Raw genomic sequence first — 18,322 nt, 5'->3', positions numbered from 1 at the left:
AGAGGGTGTCCGTATGCCGGGCATCTGCATCTCGTTCAGTGAGATATGACGCCGGAATGCGTGAATTGGCTCGGTATGTCGACGGGCTTCTGGGTGCCGGACCGCTGCGTTCGCGTCACACCGGAAGGACGAAAGCGGGGTGGGTGCCGTTCAGCCAGTAGTCCCCGACCTCGCGGAAGCGGCGGGCGGCCGGCTCGTGCAGGGTGTGGGTGCGGGCGTTGCGCCAGAACCGGTCCAGACCCAGCCGCGCGGAGGCGGCGCGCGGGCCGAGGACGTCGAGGGCGCGCGTGGTGGACTCGTGTGCCGCCCGGGAGGCGGCGGCCTCGGCCATCGCGACGAGGACGGAGATCTCCGCGTACTGGTCGAAGCCGAGGTCGTCCCCGGCGGAGAGTCCCTCCCGCGCCGCGTCCAGGGCCTGGTCGGCGAGTGCGGAGGCGGAGCGGGTGAGGACGGTGAGTTCCCCGTAGGCGGTGAGCACGTGCGGATCGGTCGGGGCCTGGGGTGCCGCGGAGGTGAGGGGCCACGGTGTGTGGCTCGTCCTGCTGTACTCGCGCACCTCCGCCAGGACGCCCTCGGCCATCCCGAGCAGGAGCTGCACCGAGACCAGGCGCCCGACCGGTGCCGCCAGGGCGGCCGAGGGGGACAGGGCCTCCTCGTCCGCCGACAGCGAGCCGAGGACGTCGTCGTCGGCGACCGGCACGGCGTCGAACTCCACGCTGCCGCCGGCCACGAGCCGCTGGCCGAAGCCGCCGGTGTCGGCGTCCACCCGAACGCCCGGACCGGCGGGGTCGACCAGGACGGCCAGGGGCTCGCCCGTGCCGGCCCGGACGGCCCGGACCGCGAGGCGGTCGGCGACCAGGACGCCGGTCGCGTAACTCTGCCGGCCGTCGAGCACCCGCCGGCCGCTCCGCCCGCCGAGGACCGGCGAGGCCTCCTGGCGGGCCAGGCCGCCGCCCCAGCACCACTGTTCGGCCGTGGACCGCAGTGCCACGCGCGCGGCGAGGTCCGGCGAGGAGAAGAAGCGGGTGCCCCAGGACAAGTAGTAGTGACAGCCGAGCAGTTGGCCTATCGCCCCGTCGGCGGCGGCGATCTCCCGCAGGACCGCGCAGGCCGTCGCCCAGTCCGCGCCGCCGCCCCCGGACTGCACCGGCGCGAGGAGTGTCAGCAGCCCCGCCTCACGGAGCCTGGACACCTCGTCGAACGGGTGCTTGCCCGCCTGCTCCCTGGCCACGGCGTCCGTGGCCAGGTCGTCGGCGGCCTCCCGCGCCACGTGCAGCCAGTGCGCACGGCCGGGCCCGGTCCGCTCGGGCGCCGGGGCGGGGTCGGCCGGTGCGATGGCAACGCCCATGGCGGGCTCTCCTCAAGGTCGGTGGCAGGGTGTGGTGCCGGGGCTCTGCTGCTGGTCGGGCACGTACTTGTAGCCCACGCGCCGCACCGTGACGATCGTGTGCCGGTGGGCCGTACCGAGCTTGCGGCGCAGCCGCGCGATGTGGACGTCCACGGTGCGTCCGTCCCCGACGTGGTCGTAGCCCCAGACCGCGGCGACCAGCCGCTCGCGCGTGTGGACGTGGTGCGGGTGCTGAACGAGATGCGCCAGGAGAGCGAACTCCAGGTACGTGAGGTCGAGTTGCCGGCCGTCCACCTCGGCGACCTGGCGGGCCGGGTCGATGTGGACGGCGCCCTCGCCGGTGCGCGGGGCGGCGGCCGCGACGGTGGCCGCGAGGGGCCGGATCTCGGGCCGCGGGCCGTCCTCGGCGAACAGGTCCCGCAGGTCCGTGCCTTCGGGAACCACGACGAGGTAGCTGACGAGGCGCGGGGCGGCGGAACCGCCGCTGCCGTCGCGCCCCGCCTCACCCACCAGGTGGAGGCGGCGGGTCTCGACGGAGGGGGCGGCCAGGGGGGTGGTCCGGGCCGGGAGTGCCGTGGTCATGGGGATGTCCCTCAGAGGTGTGCGGGCCGTCGTGCTCCGGGTGCGGGCGCGGCCGGCCGCGGGGAAAGGAAGGGGGCTGAGCCGAGCGGCAGGGCCGGCGGGTGAGCCGGGTGCCTCAGGCGCAACAGCAGGCGGCGCTGACGACGTGACCGAAGTCGACATGCCGACGGCGAACGAGTCGCTGCTGTGTACGGGACATGTGCAACATCCTGTGCATCCTCCACGGACACCGTCAAGGGTTTCCTAGTAACTCGATAGGAAACGTGGGGAATGCCTCACGCCCGGGTGGCGGCACCGCCCGGCCGCACCCCCGGGCCGTCTCACGCCGGTGCGGTCGCCCGTTCCCCGCCGACCCCGTCCGCGGCCCCGGCACCGCTCAGGGCGCGCAGCAGCCGACGCGCCACCGCGTCGTTCTGGCGGAAGGCCGGGGCGTCGGTGCGGGGCCGGGCGAAGGCGGCCACCGACCGGCTGTTGGTGGGGGCGCCGAGCGCGAGGCGGCGCGGGTGCGGTCCGCCGAGGGCCGGGTCCAGGACGCGGGCGTCGACGGGGGAGACGCTCAGCAGCCCGGAGCGGTGGGTGCGGGTGGCGTCCGCGACCACCTCCTCGCTCAGGGAACCCCTGCGGAACAGGTCGCGCAGCAGCGGATCCTCGGTCCGGGCCAACGAAGGGGCGGGCAGGTACGCCTCGATCAGTGCCGTGGCGTGCACGGCCCGGCCGGGGACGGTGGGGCTGGTGGCGGTGAAGGTGCCCGCGGCCTCGTCGGTGCCGACCCGCATCCCGGCGCCCACGAACCGGACGACACCGGCCCGGGAGAGCGCGTGCAGTTGCCGCAGCCGGTCGCCGGGCGGGCCGGAGGCGAGGAAGCTGAAGAAGCCGTGCCACCAGCCGTCGAGGTGGTCCGCGACCGAGCGGGCGGTGAGCCGGCCGGAGGCGACCAGGCGCGGAAGCTGACCGTAGACGGAGAGCAGGGCGTGGAACGCCCCGAGGTCGGCGCTGAATTCGGGGTCCTCGCGCCGCGCCACGTCCTGGGCGATGTGCTCGCGCAGGAAGTCCTGGAACGCCTCGGGTGTGCGGAACGAGCGACCGTCCAGGGGGCGGTCGAGAGCCTCGAAGTCCAGCCGGTCCACCGGGTCCGGTACGGCCGCGGCGACGAGGGCGGCCATCTCGTCCGCGTACCAGTCGAGGCCGTCGTAGGCGGCGGCGAACTCGGGCCAGGCGAGGGCGGTGCGACCGGGGTGGGCGTGGAACAGCTCGTGGTAGTGGCCGTACCCGATCTCCTTGGCCATCAGCGGCCACACGTCACGGCGCAGGTCCAGCGGGCCGGACCGGGTGAGCAGCAGGTCCACCGCCCGGGGGCCGAAGTACCGGGGCAGCGCGGGGCGTGGGCCGCCCAGCCGGTAGCGGGTCTTGGAGTGGTACGGCACACCGCGCCGCGATCCGACGTGCAGCACGGGTTCGCGGCCTGACGGCACGTAGGTGAGCGACCCGCCGGGCCCGGGGCGGTACGTACCGCCCCGCCCCTCGGTGAGCAGGACCATCAGATCGATGAAGGCCAGTCCGAAGCCCCGCACGACGACGTGCTCGCCGGGACGGAGCCCGGAGAGGTCGGCGTCCGCGGAGAACTCGGGCGGGAGGTGGAAACGGCCGTGGCGGCGGGCGAACGCGGCGTGCGTGCGGTGCTCGGCCGCGGGCGCGGAGCCGAGGTGCCCCTGGGTGAGCACCACCAGGTCGGCGGCGAGCGGGGCGGTCCGGCCGGCGAGGTGGACGCACTGCCGGCCGTCCGGGGGGCCGGTGACGGCGGTCGCCGTGGTGGGGTGCACCTCGACGGTGACCGAGGGCGGCAGTTCGGCCACCGCCCGGCGGAACACCCAGTCCAGATAGGCGCTCTGAGCGCGCCGCGTCGGGAAGTCGGCTCCGCTCAGCGAGCGCAGCTCGGCCAGGACCTCCGCGTCCACGGGCTCGTAGCCCGGCGTGTGACGGGGGCCGCGGCCCGAGAACTGCGCGGCCCACTCGGCCAGCGACGGGCCGGGCCGCACCGGGCCCTCGATCGTGGAGGACTCGTCGGTGAACATGGTGACGTCCTCCGCCATGGAGTTCATCCGCAGCAGCGGGGACTGCTCGTGCCGCCACACCCGGCCGGGCCCGGGCGGATACGGGTCCACCAGGTGGATGTGCAACGCACGCGCGCCGTCCCACAGTTCGGGGGCGTTCGCCGCGATGCGCTCGACCAGGCCGGTGGCACGGGGTCCCGCGCCGACGACGACCAGGACGGCCGGTGACACGGCGCCGTCCGGGCCGTCGTCGTCCACGCCGTCTCCGCCGACTCCGTTTCCGCTCACGCTGTTTGGGCTCACGCCGTTTCCGTCGACGCCGTTCACCGGTCACCGCCGAGCACCGGGCGGGCGCCGGAGGCCGTCGCCGTCCGAAGCCGAAGGCGCAGGGCCGACAGGCGGGCCCGCGACCGTTGCAGCGGGGTCGGCGGCAGGGCGCGGGAGCCGCCGCGGGCGTAGTGCCGCTCGACGCGGGAGGAACCGGTGTCGCCGGCACGGAACGGGGGTTCGGCGGCGACGCGGAGGGACGTGACGTCGGAAGACGTGACCATGGAGGCTCTCCGGGGGAGGGAGTCAGGCGGGGGCGACCGCCCGGGGCGCTCGTGCCGGCGTGCGGCGGAACTGCCGCCGGGCGGACACGGAGCGCGGCCGGGAAGCTGCGTCGTCACGGTCGCCGCGTCCCTCAACGCGGCCTCGGAAACGGGCCCACGCGAGGCGGAGCCGTCCGTCGTCGATCGTATGTGCCCACGGCACACGTGTGTCAACAAGGCGGAGCGGCAGGCGGGCACGGGAAGGTCCGGCATCCGGTCGCTCCTTGACGGAACGCGCGTCGTCCTGCTCAATTAGGCGCATGAACGCCCAGCAGCGCTTGGTCTCGCGCGACCACATCGACTTCGGTCGGGTGTGGTCCGCGGCGTGTTGCGCCTGACTCGGCAGCGGGCCGTCTGACCGGCCCTTCCCTCCCTCGGTGACCCCGTCGCTGGCCGGTCTCCCGCTTCGCGCGCGCTGCCGCACCTGTTCTTCCTGACGCACGGCGTCGTCACTTCGCGTGTCCACCGGTCCGCTCTCAGGCCGGCCATCTCCCGTCGCACACCCGGCAGTTAGCCATGCCCGCGTGCGGTCGCTCCCGAAAGGCCCCCCTGCCATGCCCGTCGAGTTCCTCGGCATCGCCGCCACCAACGACGGCTCGGAAACCACCCCGCGCTCCGGCGCCGCCTTCGACAAGGACTACACCCTCCGCCTCGCCCGGGCCCACGAGGAGCACGGCTGGGACCGCGTGCTGTTCGCCTACGGGTCCGGCTCCCCCGACCCGGCTCCCGCCGCCGCGTACATCGCGAGCCGCCTGGACCGGCTGCAGATCCTCCTCGCGCACCGGCCCAACGTGTCGTACCCGACGTTCGCCGCGAAGACCTTCGCCACCCTCGACCAGATCAGCGACGGCCGGCTGACCGTGCACTTCATCACCGGCGGCAACGACCACGAACAGGGCCGTGAGGGCGACACCCTGACCAAGGACGAGCGGTACTCCCGCACCCGCGAGTACATCCGGATCGTCAAGAAGATCTGGACCACGCACGAGCCCTTCGACCACGAGGGCGAGCACTACCGCTTCCACGACTTCGTCAGTGACGTCTTCCCGGTTCAACAGCCGCGCCCCGGGATCTCGTTCGGCGGCTCGTCGCCCGCCGCTCACGCCGCCGGCGGTGCCGAGGCGGACGTCCACTGCCTGTGGGGCGAGCCGCTGGCGCGGACCGCCGAGCAGATCGAGCAGGTGAAGGCCGCCGCGCGGGCCGCCGGCCGCGCAGACGTCCCACGCATCCAGGTGGCCTTCCGCCCCATCATCGCCCCGACCGAGGAACTGGCCTGGGAGAAGGCCCACCGCACGGTCGGTGCCATCAGGGAGCTGGGCGCGGCCGGGCTCAAGCGCCGGCACCGCTCCGGTGCCCCGGAGAACACCGGGTCGCAGCGGCTGATCGCCATCGCGGAACAGGGCGAGCGCTACGACCGCGCCCTGTGGACCCCGACGGCCGCCGCCACCGGCGGCGCCGGCAACTCCAACGCCCTGGTCGGCACGCCCGAGACCGTGGCCCGAGCACTGCTCGACTACTACGACCTCGGAGTGGACATCCTCTCCGCACGCGGGTACGACCTGCTGGGCGACGCCATCGACTTCGGCCGCCACGTCATCCCCCTCGTCCGCGAGGAGGTCGCCAAGCGCGACGCCGAGCGGGCCGCCAGGGATGATGCCGAACGGGCCGCCCAGCGCGACACCGAGCGGGCCGAAGGACAGGGGCAGGCGGGGGCACGCGAGCCGGCCGGGGGCCAGGGCCGGACCCGGGCGGTGGTGGGCGCATGACGTCCGTGGCCCCCCTCCCGCCCGGCGCGGCGCAGCCGGCCGTCGTTCACGTCCCCGTCTCCGACCCCCGGGTGAGGCCCCTGCTGCGCGAACTCGGCCACGAGTACTCGACGCGCTACGGGAAGGACGCGCACGCCGAGATCTCCCGCTATCCCGACGAGGAGTTCACCCCCGCGCGCGGCGGCCTGCTCCTGCTGCTGCTGGAGCACGGCACCCCGGTCGCCGGCGGCGCCTTCCGCCGCCACGACGCGAGCACGGCCGAGCTGAAACGGATCTGGACCCACTCCGCACACCGCAGGCGCGGACTCGCCCGCCGGGTGCTCGGCGAGCTGGAGCGCGAGGCCGGCGCCCGCGGCTACCGGCGGATCTACCTGACCACCGGGCCCCGCCAGCCGGAGGCCCGCGGCCTCTACCTCGCCACCGGCTACACACCCCTGTTCGACACCGCGGCCGACCCGGAGACGATCGGCCCGCTGCCCTTCGAGAAGCACCTGCCTGCCGTCCCGCACAGCGGAAAGGCCACGGACCTGTGAAGCTTCCCGGGACCGGAGGACGCCTGCGCGGCGCCACCGCCCTCGCGCTCCTGCCGCTGCTGGGGCTGACCGCCTGCGGCTCCGGCGACACGGGCGGCACCGCGGCCACCGGAGCCCATGCCTCGCCCGCCCCCAGCGACGACCCCGTCGCCGCCGTGCGCGGGGTGGCCTCCGCCGCCGCCCTGCTCCCGGCCGGCGTCCGCCGCTCCGGGACACTGCGGGTCGGCAGCTCCATCGGCTTCCCGCCGGGCGCGTACCACCCGGACGGCCCGGACAAGGCTCCCGCGGGGCAGGACATCGACATCGCCGACGCGGTCGCCAAGGTCCTTGAACTGCGACTGCTCCGCCAGGACGCCTCCTTCGAGACGATCCTGCCCGCCCTCGACAGCGGCAAGTACGACGTGGGAACGGGCAACAAGGACGGCACCTACGCCCGGATCCTGAAGAAGTGGGGCACGTCCGCCTCCGCGATCGACAGATCGCGCATCAACCCGCCCGAACACCCCTAGAAGCCGAGCAGGAACACCACGATGGCATCCACCACCGACGCCGCGCCCTCCGGCACGGCCCCCGCGGACACCCGCCCCGACACGACCGGCCCGGCCTCCCTCAAGGTCGTCCCGGCACGCCACTACGCCCGCTGGGCGGCGGCCGCCGCCGTGGCCGTGCTGGTCGCCCAGTTCGTGCACGGCCTGGCCACCAACCCCGTATGGGAGTGGGGCGTGTTCAGCGACTACGTCCTGTCCGAGACGATCGTGGAAGCGGTGTGGGTCACCCTCCAGCTCACCGCCTACGCCACCGTCCTCGGCTTCCTGCTGGGCACGGTCCTGGCCTTCATGCGGTTGTCCCGCAGCCCGGTGCTCCAGACCGTCGCGTGGACGTACATCTGGGTCTTCCGGTCGATCCCGATGATCGTGCAGCTGGTCTTCTGGTTCAACCTCAGCGCCCTGTACAAGGAGTTGGGCGTCGGCATCCCCTTCGGGCCGGTGTTCTGGTCGGTGGACAGCAACGGCCTCATCGGCACCATCGGCGCCGCCGTCATCGGGCTGACACTCCATCAGGCAGCGTACGCCGCCGAGATCGTGCGCGGCGGCGTCATCTCCGTCGACCCCGGTCAGCTGGAGGCCGCCGCGGCCCTGGGCATCCCCCGGCTGCGTCAGATCCGGCGCATCGTCCTGCCCCAGGCCATGCGCGCCATCCTGCCCACGGCCGGCAACGAGATCATCGGCCTCCTCAAGGGCACCTCGGTGGTCTACGTGATGTCCATCGGCGAACTCTTCTACCAGGTCCAGGTCATCTACGGCCGCAACGGCCGGGTCGTCCCGCTGCTGCTGGTCGCCACCGCCTGGTACGTGGTGCTGACCTCCCTGCTGTCGGTCGCCCAGTACTACGTCGAACGCCACTACGCCCGGGGTGCCGACCGCACCCCGCCCCCCACCCCCTTCCAGCGCGCCCGGCGCCTGGTGCGCACCCTGCGCGCCGCGGCCGCCCGGCGCGACCAGCCGGTCCTGCCGCTGAAGACCCTCGGACCCCTGGGAGAGAGCCGATGAGCGAGGTCATGGTGGACGTGCACGGCGTCCACAAGAGCTTCGGCCCGCTGGACGTGCTGCGCGGCGTCGACCTGCGGGTCCGCGCCGGCGAGGTCACCGTCGTCCTCGGCCCGTCCGGCTCCGGCAAGTCGACCCTGCTGCGCACCATCAACCACCTGGAGAAGGTCGACCGCGGCTGGATCACCATCGACGGCGAACTCGTCGGCTACCGCCGCTCGGGCAACCGACTGCACGAGCTGAAGGAGAAGGACGTCCTGAAGCAGCGCACCCACATCGGGTTCGTCTTCCAGAACTTCAACCTCTTCCCCCACCTGAACGTGCTGGAGAACCTGATCGAGGCCCCGGTGTCCGCGCTGCGCCGCCCGCGCCGGGAGGCCGAGGAGACGGCCCGCAGGCTGCTCGGCCGTGTCGGGCTCGCCGACAAGGCCGACGCCTACCCGCGCCAGCTCTCCGGCGGCCAGCAGCAGCGCGTCGCCATCGCCCGGGCGCTCGCCCTCGAACCCAAGGTGCTGCTGTTCGACGAACCCACCTCGGCCCTCGACCCCGAACTGGTCGGCGAGGTCCTCGACGTCATCAAGGACCTGGCCCGCACCGGCACCACCATGATCGTCGTCACCCACGAGATCGGCTTCGCCCGCGAGGTCGCCGACACCGTGGTCTTCATGGACGGCGGCGTCGTCGTCGAGCAGGGGCCGCCCCCGGCCGTCCTCGACGCCCCGCAGCACGAGCGCACCCGCGCCTTCCTCTCCAAGGTCCTCTGAGCCGGCCGGCTCGGAACCCTTCCCCCACCCACCCGTTCACGCACGCAAGGAGCACCCCGTGGCCACCGCCCTCACCACACGCCGTACCAGCGCCGCAGCAGCACTCGGACTCGCCGCCGCCCTCGTCCTCGCCGGCTGCGCCGATCCCGACGACGGCGGCACGACCGAGGTCGCGGCCACCTCCGGCGGCACCATCAAGATCGACACGAGCCCGGACCAGAAGCGCGTCACGACCGCCGAGGTCGCCTCCATCGCGGCACAGGTGCCCGAGCGCATCCGCAAGAGAGGGACCCTGGAGCTCGTGGCCTCCTCCGGCTCCGCCGCCCCGCTGACCTTCTACGCCACCGACAACAAGACCGTCATCGGCGTGGAGCCCGACCTCGCCCACCTCGTCGCCGACGTCCTGGGCCTGAAGCCGCACATCAACACCGTCTCCTGGGAGAACATCTTCGTCGGCCTCGACAGCGCCAAGTACGACGCCGGCCTCAGCAACATCACCGTCACCGAGGAACGCAAGGAGAAGTACGACTTCGCCACCTACCGCGAGGACAACCTGGGCTTCGAGGCGAAGAAGGGCAGCGGCCTGAAGGTCACCGGCCCGAAGGACGTGGCGGGCAGGACGGTCGCCGTCAGCAGCGGCACCAACCAGGAGAAGCTCCTGATCGAATGGAGCAAGGAGAACGAGAAGGCCGGCCGCGAACCGGTGGACATCAAGTACTACCAGAACGACAGCGACACCTATCTCGCCCTGCAGTCCGGCCGCATCGACCTCTACCTCGGCCCCAACCCGACCGCCGCCTACCACGCGGCCACCACCGGCAGGACCGAGGTGGTCGGCACCTACTCCGGCGCCGGCGCCACCCTCCAGGGGCTCATCGCCGCCACCACGAAGAAGGACAGCGGCCTCGTCGAGCCGCTCGCCGACGCCATCAACCACATCATCGACAACGGCACCTACGCGAAGGTGCTCAAGCGCTGGGGCCTGTCCGACGAGGCCGTCCCCACGTCGCAGATCAACCCGCCCGGCCTGCCCAGGACCAACAAGTAGGCGACTGCCGCAGGAAGGCCCCCGCATGTCCTCCACCCCCTCGTCACCACTGCACCTGGCCGTAGCCCTGGACGGCACCGGCTGGCACCCCGCCTCCTGGCGCGAGCCGCAGGCCCGGCCACGGGAACTGTTCACCGCCGCCCACTGGGCCGGCCTCGTCGCCGAAGCCGAGCGCGGACTGCTCGACTTCGTCACCGTCGAGGACGGACTCGGCCCGCAGTCCTCCCACTTCCTCGACCCCGACGAGCGCACCGACCAGGTGCGCGGCCGTCTGGACGCCGTGCTCATCGCCTCCCGCGTCGCGCCGCTGACCCGGCACATCGGCCTGGTCCCGACCGTGATCGCCACCCACACCGAGCCGTTCCACATCTCCAAGGCGATCGCCACCCTCGACTACGTCAGCAACGGCCGCGCGGGCCTGCGGGTGCAGATCACCGCACGCCCGAACGAGGCCGCGCACTTCGGCCGCCGCACCGTCCCCCGCATCGACGCCTACGACAGCCCGGACGCCCTGGAGACGGTGACCGAGCTGTTCGACGAGGCCGCCGACCACGTCGAGGTCGTGCGCCGCCTGTGGGACAGCTGGGAGGACGACGCCGAGATCCGGGACGCCGCCACCGGGCGGTTCATCGACCGCCGCAAACTGCACCACATCGACTTCGAAGGCAGGTACTTCAAGGTCAGAGGGCCCTCCATCACCCCCCGCCCGCCGCAGGGCCAGCCGATCGTCAGCGCCCTCGCGCACGACACCGTCCCCTACCGTCTCGTCGCCCGCGCCGCCGACGTCGGCTACGTCACTCCGCACGACACCGACGAGGCCCGCACGATCGTCGCCCGCATCCGCGCCGAGCAGCGCGACGCGGGACGGGAGGCTGATCCGCTGCACGTCTTCGGCGACCTCCTCGTGTTCCTCGACGAGGACCCGGCCGGCGCCGCCGCACGCCGCGAGCGGCTCGACACGCTCGCGGGGCAGCCGTACACGAGCGACGCCCCCGTCTTCACCGGCACGCCCGCCCAACTCGCCGACCTGCTGCAGGAGTGGAGCGGTGCCGGACTCTCCGGCTTCCGGCTGCGGCCCGCCGTCACCGGCCACGACCTGCCGGCGATCACCCGGGGGCTGGTCCCCGAACTCCAGCGCCGTGGCGCCTTCCGCCGGACCTACGAGGCCGCCACCCTGCGCGGCCTGCTCGGCCTGGCCCGCCCCGCCAACCGCTACGCCGCCTGAGCCGGAGGGACCCGCACCGATGACCGCACCGCTGAAGCAGATCCATCTGGCCGCCCACTTCCCCGGCGTGAACAACACCACCGTCTGGAGCGATCCCCGGGCCGGCAGCCACATCGAGTTCAGCTCCTTCGCCCACTTCGCACGGACCGCGGAACGCGCCAGGTTCGACTTCCTCTTCCTGGCCGAAGGGCTCCGCCTGCGCGAACAGGGAGGAGAGATCTACGACTTGGACGTGGTCGGCCGCCCCGACACCTTCACCGTCCTCGCCGCGCTCGCCGCCGTCACCGAACACCTGGGCCTGGCCGGCACCATCAACTCCACGTTCAACGAGCCCTACGAGGTGGCCCGCCAGTTCGCGAGCCTCGACCACCTCTCCGGCGGACGCGCCGCCTGGAACGTCGTCACCTCCTGGGACGCCTTCACCGGTGAGAACTTCCGGCGCGGCGGATTCCTGCCGCAGGAGCAGCGCTACTCGCGCGCCGAGGAGTTCCTCACCGCGGCGCACACGCTCTTCGACTCCTGGCACGGCGACGAGATCCTCGCCGACCAGGAGACCGGCCGGTTCCTGTCGGACGCCAAGGCCGGCTCCTTCACCCACACCGGCGCGCACTTCGACATCCACGGGCAGTTCAACGTTCCCCGCTCCCCGCAGGGCCGCCCCGTCGTCTTCCAGGCCGGGGACTCCGACGAGGGCCGCGAGTTCGCCGCCGCCGAAGCCGATGCCATCTTCAGCCGGCACGGCACGCTCGACGCCGGCCGGGCCTTCTACACCGACGTCAAGTCCCGCCTGGCCAGGCACGGCCGCCGGCCCGACCAGCTGCTCATCCTGCCCGCCGCGACCTTCGCGCTGGCCGACACCGATGCCGAAGCGGAGGAACTCGCCCGCGAGGTGCGCCGCCAGCAGGTCAGCGGAGCCACCGCCCTCAGGCACCTGGAGTTCGTCTGGAACCGGGACCTGTCCGCCTACGACCCGGACGGGCCCCTGCCCGACGTCGACCCGGACCTCGGCGACGACCACATCTCCCAGGGCCGCGCACAAGTGCGCATGTACCGCGACCCGCTGGCCACCGCACGCGAGTGGCGCCGGCTGGCCGAGGCCCACGGGTGGTCCATCCGCGACCTGGTCATCCACACCGGCAACCGGCAGAACTTCGTCGGCTCACCCGCCACCGTCGCCCGGACCATCAACGACCTCGTCCAGGCCGACGCGAGCGACGGATTCATCCTCGTCCCGCACCTCACCCCGACCGGCCTCGACGAGTTCGCCGACAAGGTGGTGCCCCTGCTCCAGGAACGGGGCGTCTTCCGGACCGAGTACGAGGGCACGACCCTGCGCGACCACCTCGGCCTGGCCCACCCGGACGGCGGCCGCGCGGAGCGGGCCGCCTCCTGAACCACCGCGGACGATCAGCCGTCCGACGCGGCCCGGTACGCGGCGGCGTTGCGCACGAACAGCTCGTGCAGGTCGCGCACGGCCCGGGCGGCGGAACCGGAGTGCCGGCGCTGCAGCACCAGCAGCACCTCCGTCCCGTCGCCCGCGAGCGGCCGCACGGTGATCGTGCCGCGCCGCTCCAGCGGGTCCCCGACGACACTGAAGTCCGGCAGCACCGTGGCCCCCAGCCCCTCGGCGACCATCAGCTTGCCCATCTCCGCGCCGTCGGTGGAGTACGAGAACACCGGTGCCCGCCCCCGGAGCAGGCGGTGCAGGAAGCGGTGCATGACGTACCCGGACCGCATGACGATCAGCGGCTCGGCCAGCAGGCTGTCCGTGTCCACCGCGTCCAGGGCGGCGAGCGGACTGTCCGGCCGCACACACACCACGGGCCGCCCGCACAGCAGCTCGGTGGCCTCGAAACCGGGCGGCAGGTCGTCGCCGCGCAGATAGTTCACCAGCCCGAGGTCGAAGGACCCCTCCAGCAGCCCCCGGTGGATCTCGGACTGCTGCGCACCCACCAGCTCCACCTGGGTGACCGGGTGCGCGGCCCGGAACTCCCGGACCGTCGGGATGACCAGCGGTACGGTGGCCGTGTTCACCGTGCCGAGCCGGACCATGCGGCTGATGCGGTGCTGGTCCCCGGCGGCGTCGCGCAGCCGGTCGACCGCGTCCAGCACCGTCATGATGTGCGGCAGCAGCTCCCGCCCCTCGTCACTGATCTTCGCCCCGGAGCGCTTGCGCTCCAGCAGGTCCACGCCGAGCTCCCGCTCCAGATTGCGCACGGTCTCGCTGAGGGCCGGCTGGGACAGGTGCAGTTCCTCGGCGGCCCGCCGCAGCGACCCCAGGCGGGTCACCGCGGCGATGTATTCGAGCTGTTCGATACGCACGGGAACGAGACTGCCGATCGCACGGAGCCGGGTTCAAGGGAATCCCTGTCACAACCTCGTGAATACCGAAGCCCAGCATGTGAAATCGAGCCGGGCATTCTTGACCGGCCGGATGTCGCGCTGCTTTGATCGAAGCATGAAGCGACAGGATCTCACGCGGCGACGCCATGTCGATCTCGCGCGTGTCTGCAGCTCCCGCTGTCGCCGCCGGGCCTGAGCGCACCGAGGGAAACCCTCCCACCCCGCTCTCCCCGCCTTCCCCTTCCGTGAATCGCCGTCCCGGCCGCATTCCTGCGTGACGACGGCTTTCCAGGGACGTCACCGAAACGCGCCCGCATGGCCGGAAGGCGCTCCGTCACGCTTTCACCCCGCATTCGCCGGCCAGGAGTTTCCCATGCCCGAATTCCCCGGAACCGACCCCGTCCGCTTCGCCTACTGGGTGCCGAACGTCAGCGGCGGCCTGGTCACCAGCACCATCGAACAGCGCACCGACTGGAGCTACGCGTACAACCGCGAACTGGCCGTGCTCGCCGAGAACAACGGCTTCGACTACGCCCTCAGCCAGGTGCGCTACATGGCCAGCTACGGCGCCGAGTACCAGCACGAGTCGACGAGCTTCAGCCTCGCCCTGCTGCTCGCCACGGAGCGGCTCAAGGTCATCGCCGCCGTCCACCCGGGGCTGTGGCATCCCGGTGTCCTCGCCAAACTCGGGGCCACCGCGGACCACCTGTCGGGCGGCCGTTTCGCCGTCAACGTCGTCAGCGGCTGGTTCAAGGGGGAGTTCACCGCCCTCGGCGAGCCCTGGCTGGAGCACGACGAGCGCTACCGCCGGGCCGAGGAGTTCATCACCGCCCTGCGCAGCATCTGGACCGAGGACCACGCCGAACTCGCCGGGGACTTCTACCGGTTGCGTGACTTCTCCCTCAAGCCCAAGCCGCTGAACGGCCCCGGGCGCCCGCATCCGGAGATCTTCCAGGGTGGCAACTCCACCGCCGCCCGCGCCATGGCCGGCCGCGTCTCCGACTGGTACTTCAGCAACGGCAAGGACTTCGACGGCGTCACCGAGCAGATCACCGACGTCCGCGCGTCCGCCGCGCACGCGGGGCGCAGGCCGCCGAAGTTCGGCCTCAACGGCTTCCTCATCGCCCGCGACACCGAGGCCGAAGCCCGGGAGACGCTCCGCGAGATCGTCGCCAAGGCCGACACACCGGCCGTCCACGGCTTCCGTGACGCCGTTCGCCAGGCCGGGCAGTCCACCGCCGACCGCAAGGGCATGTGGCAGGACTCCACCTTCGAGGACCTCGTCCAGTACAACGACGGCTTCCGCACCGGCCTCATCGGCACACCCGAGCAGATCGCCGAGCGCATCGTGGCCTACAAGCGGCTCGGCGTCGACCTCTTCCTCCTCGGCTTCCTGCACTACCTGGAGGAGGTCGAGTACTTCGGCAAGCGGGTGCTGCCCCTGGTCCGCGAACTGGAAGCACGGCAGCCCGCGTCCGAGCCGTCCGCCGCACACGTCTGACCGCCCCCCACGAGAGGAAGACGCCTCATGAGCACCGTCGCCCGCACCGACTGGCAGACCGCCCCCCGCCCCGAGAATGCCGAGGGCTGGATCGCCCGGGCCGCCGAGGTCGCCGCCGTCCTCGCCACCGACGCCGCAGCCCGGGACAAGGCCGGTGCCACCCCCCACGAGGAGGTCCGCCTGCTGAAGGACTCCGGACTCGTCACCCTGCTCGGGCCCGTCGAGCACGGGGGAGGAGGCCAGGACTGGCCGACCGCCTACCGCGTCGTCCGCGAGGTCGCCAAGGCCGACGGCTCCATCGGCCAGCTCCTCGGCTACCACTACCTGTGGAACTGGGCCGCCCGCCTGGTCGGCACCCGCGAACAGTGGGAGCACGTGGAGGCCGAGGCCGCGCGGGGCCGCTGGTTCTTCGGCGGCGCCGTCAACCCCCGCGACGCCGATGTGACCGTCCGCGACGAGGGCGACACCCTCACCTTCACCGGCCGCAAGACGTTCTCCACCGGCAGCAAGGTCTCCGACGTCACCGTGCTCGAAGGCGTCCTGGAGGGCACCGACGACCACGTCTTCGCCATCGTTCCCTCCGACAGCGAGGGCCTGACCTTCCACGACGACTGGGACAACATCGGCCAGCGCCTCACCGAGAGCGGCGGCGTCACCCTCGACGCCGTCCGCGTGCCCTGGTCGGCCGCCGCGGGATACGTGGACAAGCAGTTCCGCCCCCGCGTGTACAACACGCTCAACGTGCCGACGATCCAGCTGGTGTTCGTCAGCTTCTACCTCGGCATCGCGGCCGGCGCCCTGGAGACCGCTGCCACCTACACCCGCGCCAAGTCCCGCCCCTGGTTGCACGGCGGCCACGACCGCGCCGTCGACGAGCCGTACGTCATCGACACCTACGGCGACCTCACCGCCAAGCTGTGGGCCGCCGAGGCGCTGGCCGACGCGGTGGCCGCCGAGGGGCAGAAGCTGCACGACGACCCCGACGCGGTCACCGAGCAGGCCCGCGGCGAGTTCGAGGTGCGGGTGGCCGCCGTCAAGGCCCGTGCCACCGACGTCGCCCTGGAGATCACCCACCGCATCTTCGAGGTGACCGGCGCACGCGCCACCGCCTCCGCCGAAGGGCTGGACCGCTTCTGGCGCAACGTCCGCACCCACACCCTGCACGACCCCGTCGCCTACAAGCGCCGCGAGGTCGGCCGCCACGTCCTCACCGGCGAACTGCCCCAGCCCACCTGGTACTCCTGAAAGGACCCCCTCCCCATGGCCACGATCCTCTCCGTCTCCGGCAGTCCCTCCGCGACCTCGCGCACCGCGCGCCTGCTGCGCCACCTCGACCAGCGGCTCATCGCGCAGGGGCACCAGGTGATCCCCTTCGACGTCCGCACCCTCCCCGCCGAGGCCCTCCTCGGTGCGGACTTCCGTCACCCCGCGATCGTCCGGGCCACCGCCCTGGTCGAGCAGGCGGACGGGCTCGTGGTCGGCACCCCCGTCTACAAGGCCGCCTACTCCGGGCTGCTGAAGTCGCTGCTCGACCTGCTCCCGCAGTTCGCCCTGGCCGGCAAGACGATCCTCCCCCTGGCCACCGGCGGCTCCACCGCACACGTCCTGGCCATCGACTACGCCCTGCGCCCCGTCCTCAGCTCCATGGGCGCGACCCACATCGTCCCCGGCTGGTTCACCCTCGACAAGGACATCACCGCCGGCGACGACGGGACCCTGACCGTCGCGCCCGGCTCGGCAGAGGCCCTGGCCCAGGTCACCGACCAGTTCTCCGCCGCCCTCGGCGGCCGTACGACCGTGCTGGCGGCCACCGGATGAGTCCCGCCCATGTGATCGCCGACGACGCCGAGGCCCTCGCCGTCGCCGCCTCGCTCGCGGAGGAGTTCCGCAAGGGTGCCGCCGAGCGGGACGCCCGCCGCCGGCTCCCGCACGCGGAGGTGGAGCGGCTCTCCGCCTCCGGGCTGCTCGGCGTGACCGTACCGGCCGGGTTCGGCGGGGCGGACGTCGGCGCGGGCACCCTCGCCGAGATCTTCCGGCTGCTGGCCGCCGCCGACGCCAGCCTCGCCCAGATCCCGCAGAGCCACTTCGTCTACGTCAACGTGCTGCGCCGGCAGGGGACCCGGGAGCAGCAGGAGTTCTTCTTCGGCGAGGTGCTGGCGGGCAGGCGGTTCGGCAACGCCCAGTCCGAGGCCGGGACCGCGCACGTGCAGGACATCCGCACCCGCCTCCTGCCCGGCCCGGACGGCTCGTACGTCCTCGACGGGGTCAAGCACTATTCCACGGGCGCCCTGTTCGCGGACTGGATCCCTGTCCTCGCCCGGGCGGAGGACGGCACCCTGCACGTGGCGTACGTACCGCGCGACGCCCCCGGGCTCACCGTGGCCGACGACTGGGACGGCATGGGGCAGCGCACCACCGCCAGCGGAACGGTCCGGCTGGAGGCCGTGCGCGTCCCGGCCGGGCGGACCGTTCCGCACCACCTCACCTTCCAAGGCCCTCAACTGCACGGTGCGGTGGCCCAGTTGCTGCACGCCGCCATCGACACCGGGATCGCCTCCGGCGCGCTGGCCGAAGCGGTGGAGTTCGTCCGCACCAAGAGCCGCCCCTGGTTCGAGAGTGTCGAGGAGGGGCACGCCACCGCGGCGCAGGACCCGCTGCTGATCCAGCGGTTCGGCGAGCTGGCGGTCCGGGAGCGGGCCGCAGCGGCGCTGCTGCGCGAAGCCGCCCGCCTCGTCGACGCCGCCCGTGCCGACCTGACCGACGACTCCGCCGCCGAGGCCTCCATCGCCGTGGCCGCGGCCAAGGTGACGGCGGCCGAGGCGGCGGTGGAGATCGCCGGCGCGCTCTTCGAGGTCGCCGGGACGCGCTCCGCTCTCGACTCCCTGGGCCTGCACCGCCACTGGCGCGACGCCCGCACCCACACCCTGCACGATCCGGTCCGCTGGAAGGTCCAGCACATCGGCCGCCACGTGCTGAACGGCACCAGACCGCCGCGGCACGGCCTTCTCTGACGTCCCGCCGGCA

At 72.8% G+C, this 18,322-nt stretch carries 16 protein-coding genes and 1 pseudogene; 12 read left to right on the top strand and 5 right to left on the bottom strand.

Annotated elements, in window-relative coordinates; translation table 11 throughout:
• Positions 1 to 115 precede the first annotated feature (115 nt).
• From ACFYWG_RS02695 to ACFYWG_RS02680, 4 genes are all read right to left on the bottom strand, one after another.
• Complete coding sequence (locus ACFYWG_RS02695) at positions 116 to 1,348, bottom strand: acyl-CoA dehydrogenase family protein (RefSeq protein WP_389198834.1); 1,233 nt, start codon at positions 1,346 to 1,348, stop codon at positions 116 to 118.
• Positions 1,349 to 1,360: 12 nt separating this feature from the next.
• Positions 1,361 to 1,930, bottom strand: coding sequence for a winged helix-turn-helix domain-containing protein (locus ACFYWG_RS02690; protein ID WP_383499518.1), 570 nt, complete (start codon positions 1,928 to 1,930; stop codon positions 1,361 to 1,363).
• A gap of 320 nt (positions 1,931 to 2,250) precedes the next feature.
• Positions 2,251 to 4,239 carry an FAD/NAD(P)-binding protein gene (locus ACFYWG_RS02685; RefSeq protein ID WP_389199447.1) on the bottom strand — a complete coding sequence of 663 codons (1,989 nt, stop codon included), beginning with the start codon at positions 4,237 to 4,239 and terminating at the stop codon, positions 2,251 to 2,253.
• Between the two features lie 65 nt (positions 4,240 to 4,304).
• Positions 4,305 to 4,532 carry a hypothetical protein gene (locus ACFYWG_RS02680; protein ID WP_383499521.1) on the bottom strand — a complete coding sequence of 76 codons (228 nt, stop codon included), beginning with the start codon at positions 4,530 to 4,532 and terminating at the stop codon, positions 4,305 to 4,307.
• Between the two features lie 593 nt (positions 4,533 to 5,125).
• Between ACFYWG_RS02680 and ACFYWG_RS02675 the strand changes: the two genes are divergently transcribed.
• The 8 genes and pseudogenes from ACFYWG_RS02675 to ACFYWG_RS02640 all read left to right on the top strand — a co-directional run bounded on the left by ACFYWG_RS02675 (position 5,126) and on the right by ACFYWG_RS02640 (position 12,847).
• Complete coding sequence (locus ACFYWG_RS02675) at positions 5,126 to 6,337, top strand: LLM class flavin-dependent oxidoreductase (protein ID WP_383499524.1); 1,212 nt, start codon at positions 5,126 to 5,128, stop codon at positions 6,335 to 6,337.
• Positions 6,334 to 6,870: a GNAT family N-acetyltransferase gene (locus ACFYWG_RS02670; RefSeq protein ID WP_383499526.1), complete on the top strand. Its 537-nt coding sequence runs from the start codon at positions 6,334 to 6,336 to the stop codon at positions 6,868 to 6,870. The genes ACFYWG_RS02675 and ACFYWG_RS02670 overlap by 4 nt, the downstream gene beginning before the upstream one ends.
• Positions 6,867 to 7,310: pseudogene (locus ACFYWG_RS02665) on the top strand (transporter substrate-binding domain-containing protein); the annotation flags it as partial. The gene ACFYWG_RS02670 and the pseudogene ACFYWG_RS02665, both read left to right, overlap by 4 nt.
• A gap of 90 nt (positions 7,311 to 7,400) precedes the next feature.
• On the top strand, positions 7,401 to 8,420 hold the full coding sequence (locus ACFYWG_RS02660) for an amino acid ABC transporter permease (RefSeq protein WP_389198831.1): 1,020 nt from the start codon (positions 7,401 to 7,403) through the stop codon (positions 8,418 to 8,420).
• Positions 8,417 to 9,181 carry an amino acid ABC transporter ATP-binding protein gene (locus ACFYWG_RS02655; RefSeq protein ID WP_383499531.1) on the top strand — a complete coding sequence of 255 codons (765 nt, stop codon included), beginning with the start codon at positions 8,417 to 8,419 and terminating at the stop codon, positions 9,179 to 9,181. The genes ACFYWG_RS02660 and ACFYWG_RS02655 overlap by 4 nt, the downstream gene beginning before the upstream one ends.
• A 58-nt stretch (positions 9,182 to 9,239) precedes the next feature.
• A complete protein-coding gene (locus ACFYWG_RS02650; protein ID WP_385413927.1) occupies positions 9,240 to 10,229 on the top strand; it encodes an ABC transporter substrate-binding protein in 990 nt (329 codons plus the stop codon).
• Between the two features lie 25 nt (positions 10,230 to 10,254).
• On the top strand, positions 10,255 to 11,454 hold the full coding sequence (locus tag ACFYWG_RS02645) for an LLM class flavin-dependent oxidoreductase (protein ID WP_383499537.1): 1,200 nt from the start codon (positions 10,255 to 10,257) through the stop codon (positions 11,452 to 11,454).
• A gap of 19 nt (positions 11,455 to 11,473) precedes the next feature.
• Entirely contained in the window at positions 11,474 to 12,847 is a 1,374-nt protein-coding gene (locus ACFYWG_RS02640) for an NtaA/DmoA family FMN-dependent monooxygenase (RefSeq protein WP_383499540.1), read from the top strand.
• Between the two features lie 14 nt (positions 12,848 to 12,861).
• On the opposite strand, the gene ACFYWG_RS02635 is transcribed toward ACFYWG_RS02640, so the two are convergent.
• Entirely contained in the window at positions 12,862 to 13,776 is a 915-nt protein-coding gene (locus ACFYWG_RS02635) for a LysR family transcriptional regulator (RefSeq protein ID WP_383499543.1), read from the bottom strand.
• 394 nt (positions 13,777 to 14,170) lie between these two features.
• Here ACFYWG_RS02635 and sfnG point away from each other — a divergent pair, with 394 nt between their 5' ends.
• From sfnG to ACFYWG_RS02615, 4 genes are read left to right on the top strand one after another with little or no spacing between them, the layout of a single operon-like run.
• Entirely contained in the window at positions 14,171 to 15,298 is a 1,128-nt protein-coding gene (sfnG, locus tag ACFYWG_RS02630) for a dimethylsulfone monooxygenase SfnG (protein WP_383499546.1), read from the top strand.
• Positions 15,299 to 15,325: 27 nt separating this feature from the next.
• Positions 15,326 to 16,543 (top strand): acyl-CoA dehydrogenase family protein, encoded by a 1,218-nt coding sequence (locus tag ACFYWG_RS02625; RefSeq protein WP_376327888.1) that lies wholly within the window; start codon positions 15,326 to 15,328, stop codon positions 16,541 to 16,543.
• A 15-nt stretch (positions 16,544 to 16,558) separates the two neighbouring features.
• Positions 16,559 to 17,116 carry an NADPH-dependent FMN reductase gene (gene ssuE / locus ACFYWG_RS02620; protein ID WP_376327886.1) on the top strand — a complete coding sequence of 186 codons (558 nt, stop codon included), beginning with the start codon at positions 16,559 to 16,561 and terminating at the stop codon, positions 17,114 to 17,116.
• Positions 17,113 to 18,309 (top strand): SfnB family sulfur acquisition oxidoreductase, encoded by a 1,197-nt coding sequence (locus ACFYWG_RS02615; RefSeq protein ID WP_383499551.1) that lies wholly within the window; start codon positions 17,113 to 17,115, stop codon positions 18,307 to 18,309. Before ssuE ends, ACFYWG_RS02615 begins: the two co-directional genes overlap by 4 nt.
• Positions 18,310 to 18,322 lie beyond the last annotated feature (13 nt).

It is taken from the genome of Streptomyces sp. NPDC003456 (assembly GCF_042878735.1).
Classification (GTDB): domain Bacteria; phylum Actinomycetota; class Actinomycetes; order Streptomycetales; family Streptomycetaceae; genus Streptomyces.
Note: the sequence above shows the minus strand (reverse complement) of the source record. Positions and strands in the feature narration are given on the sequence as shown.

What these genes read in the sequence shown, in the direction of transcription:
- ACFYWG_RS02695 (WP_389198834.1), bottom strand. Translation starts at nt 1,348, where the DNA reads ATGGGCGTTGCCATCGCACCGGCCGACCCCGCCCCGGCGCCCGAGCGG.
- ACFYWG_RS02690 (WP_383499518.1), bottom strand. Translation starts at nt 1,930, where the DNA reads ATGACCACGGCACTCCCGGCCCGGACCACCCCCCTGGCCGCCCCCTCC.
- ACFYWG_RS02680 (WP_383499521.1), bottom strand. Translation starts at nt 4,532, where the DNA reads ATGGTCACGTCTTCCGACGTCACGTCCCTCCGCGTCGCCGCCGAACCC.
- ACFYWG_RS02675 (WP_383499524.1), top strand. Translation starts at nt 5,126, where the DNA reads ATGCCCGTCGAGTTCCTCGGCATCGCCGCCACCAACGACGGCTCGGAA.
- ACFYWG_RS02670 (WP_383499526.1), top strand. Translation starts at nt 6,334, where the DNA reads ATGACGTCCGTGGCCCCCCTCCCGCCCGGCGCGGCGCAGCCGGCCGTC.
- ACFYWG_RS02660 (WP_389198831.1), top strand. Translation starts at nt 7,401, where the DNA reads ATGGCATCCACCACCGACGCCGCGCCCTCCGGCACGGCCCCCGCGGAC.
- ACFYWG_RS02655 (WP_383499531.1), top strand. Translation starts at nt 8,417, where the DNA reads ATGAGCGAGGTCATGGTGGACGTGCACGGCGTCCACAAGAGCTTCGGC.
- ACFYWG_RS02645 (WP_383499537.1), top strand. Translation starts at nt 10,255, where the DNA reads ATGTCCTCCACCCCCTCGTCACCACTGCACCTGGCCGTAGCCCTGGAC.
- ACFYWG_RS02640 (WP_383499540.1), top strand. Translation starts at nt 11,474, where the DNA reads ATGACCGCACCGCTGAAGCAGATCCATCTGGCCGCCCACTTCCCCGGC.
- sfnG (WP_383499546.1), top strand. Translation starts at nt 14,171, where the DNA reads ATGCCCGAATTCCCCGGAACCGACCCCGTCCGCTTCGCCTACTGGGTG.
- ACFYWG_RS02625 (WP_376327888.1), top strand. Translation starts at nt 15,326, where the DNA reads ATGAGCACCGTCGCCCGCACCGACTGGCAGACCGCCCCCCGCCCCGAG.
- ssuE (WP_376327886.1), top strand. Translation starts at nt 16,559, where the DNA reads ATGGCCACGATCCTCTCCGTCTCCGGCAGTCCCTCCGCGACCTCGCGC.
- ACFYWG_RS02615 (WP_383499551.1), top strand. Translation starts at nt 17,113, where the DNA reads ATGAGTCCCGCCCATGTGATCGCCGACGACGCCGAGGCCCTCGCCGTC.